Source organism: Streptomyces sp. NPDC002265 (assembly GCF_040296125.1).
Lineage (GTDB): Bacteria > Actinomycetota > Actinomycetes > Streptomycetales > Streptomycetaceae > Streptomyces.
The window spans coordinates 1-2,116 of record NZ_JBEOWS010000129.1 but is presented as its reverse complement, the minus strand read 5'-3'; the positions used below and the strand labels follow the sequence as shown (position 1 = coordinate 2,116).

1 protein-coding gene and 1 pseudogene are annotated in these 2,116 nt (G+C 70.7%); one reads left to right on the top strand and one right to left on the bottom strand.

Going from position 1 to position 2,116, the window contains the following annotated elements; genetic code table 11:
- Window positions 1-387: pseudogene (locus ABT085_RS22605) on the bottom strand (hypothetical protein); the annotation flags it as partial.
- A gap of 233 nt (window positions 388-620) precedes the next feature.
- Here ABT085_RS22605 and argH point away from each other — a divergent pair.
- On the top strand, window positions 621-2,051 hold the full coding sequence (argH, locus tag ABT085_RS22600; RefSeq protein WP_351610666.1) for an argininosuccinate lyase: 1,431 nt from the start codon (window positions 621-623) through the stop codon (window positions 2,049-2,051).
- The last annotated feature ends 65 nt before the right edge of the window (window positions 2,052-2,116 follow it).

Below are 2,116 nucleotides of genomic sequence, written 5' to 3'. Positions count from 1 at the left end.
GCCGATGGAGATGGCGATGCGGTCGATGGTGGAGACGCGCTTGTCCTTGAGGGGGCCGAGGATGGCGTTCTGGACGAAGTTGGGTCCGCCCTGGCCGGCGGTGTTGACGAGGCGGGTGTTGGCCTCGTTGATCTGGGTCTGGAGCAGGGCGAGGTTGCGGTCGACCTCGGCCTTGGCCGTGGCGGGGACGGCGGGCAGCTTCGAGGCGACGTCAGGGCAGCTGATGGTGCCCGGAGCCGCCAGCGTCCGGGCGTTCGTGCTGCCGTCGCCGGACGACGGGCCGGCCAAGGCGGAACCGGCGATGACCGCGCCGGACAGCGCCACGGCCGCAGCGCCGCCGATGATCGCGACACGGCGCTTGTTGTACTTCGGAAGTGCCCTGGACATGCGATGGCCTCACTCGGTTCGGGGGTGTCTTCGTCTGGTCAACGCGGCGCCTGCGTTCGGGCAGAGATACGTGAAAGCGTTTTCCCGCGTTCAACGGGTCGGGGAAAAGTCCGTCAGGAATCCCTCACGACCCCCCCGAGATTGACGAATCATGCAGAGTTCCGCATAATCATGCAGACAAGGTCGCGCACGGGGAGCCGGTCGCACACCACCACTGACGAGGAGCAACGCGAGTGAGCAGCAACAGCGGTGACGTACGGCTCTGGGGCGGCCGTTTCGCCGACGGTCCCGCCGAGGCCCTGGCGAAGCTGTCCGCGTCCGTCCACTTCGACTGGCGCCTCGCGCCGTACGACATCGCCGGCTCGCGTGCCCACGCGCGCGTGCTGCACAAGGCGGGGCTCCTCTCGGACGACGAACTGACCCGGATGCTGGCGGGCCTCGACCGCCTGGAGGCGGACGTCGCGGACGGCTCCTTCGTCGGCACGGTCGCAGACGAGGACGTCCACACCGCCCTGGAGCGCGGCCTGCTGGAGCGCCTCGGTCCCGACCTCGGCGGCAAGCTGCGGGCGGGCCGGTCGCGCAACGACCAGGTGGCCACCCTCTTCCGGATGTACCTGCGCGACCACGCCCGGATCATCGGCGGTCTGATCGCCGACCTCCAGGACGCGCTGATCGGTCTGGCGCAGGCCCACCCGGACGTGGCGATGCCCGGCCGCACCCACCTCCAGCACGCCCAGCCGGTGCTCTTCGCCCACCATGTGCTCGCCCACGTCCAGTCGCTGTCGCGGGACGCCGAGCGCCTGCGCCAGTGGGACGAGCGGACCGCCGTGTCGCCGTACGGCGCGGGCGCGCTCGCCGGCAGTAGCCTCGGCCTAGACCCGGAGGCGGTCGCCGCGGACCTCGGCTTCGAGCGCGGCAGCGTCGGCAACTCCATCGACGGCACGGCCTCCCGTGACTTCGCCGCCGAGTTCGCCTTCGTCACCGCGATGATCGGGGTCAACCTCTCCCGGATCGCCGAGGAGATCATCATCTGGAACACGAAGGAGTTCTCCTTCGTGACCCTGCACGACGCGTTCTCCACGGGTTCGTCGATCATGCCGCAGAAGAAGAACCCCGACATCGCCGAGCTGGCGCGCGGCAAGTCGGGCCGGCTGATCGGCAACCTGACCGGCCTGATGGCCACGCTCAAGGCCCTCCCGCTCGCGTACAACCGCGATCTCCAGGAGGACAAGGAGCCGGTCTTCGACTCCTGCGACCAGCTGGAGGTGCTGCTCCCGGCCTTCACCGGCATGATCGCCACCCTCACCGTCCACCGCGAGCGCATGGAGGAGCTGGCCCCGGCGGGCTTCTCCCTGGCGACCGACATCGCGGAGTGGCTGGTCAAGCAGGGGGTGCCGTTCCGGGTCGCGCACGAGGTGGCCGGCGAGTGCGTGAAGGCCGCCGAGGCCGAGGGCAAGGAGCTCGACGGTCTGACGGACGAGCAGTTCGCGAAGATCTCCGTCCACCTCACCCCCGAGGTGCGGTCGGTCCTCAACGTCCCCGGGGCCCTGGCCTCCCGCAACGGCCGCGGCGGTACGGCGCCGGAGGCGGTCGCCGTCCAGCTCGCCGAGGTCCGGGCCGACCTGGCGGTCCAGCACGCCTGGGCGGACGCCGGGAAGCGGTAACGGTCCGACCCCCCGATCCCCCGGCCCGCGGCTGCGTGCGGGGCCGGGGGAGTACGGAGCACGAC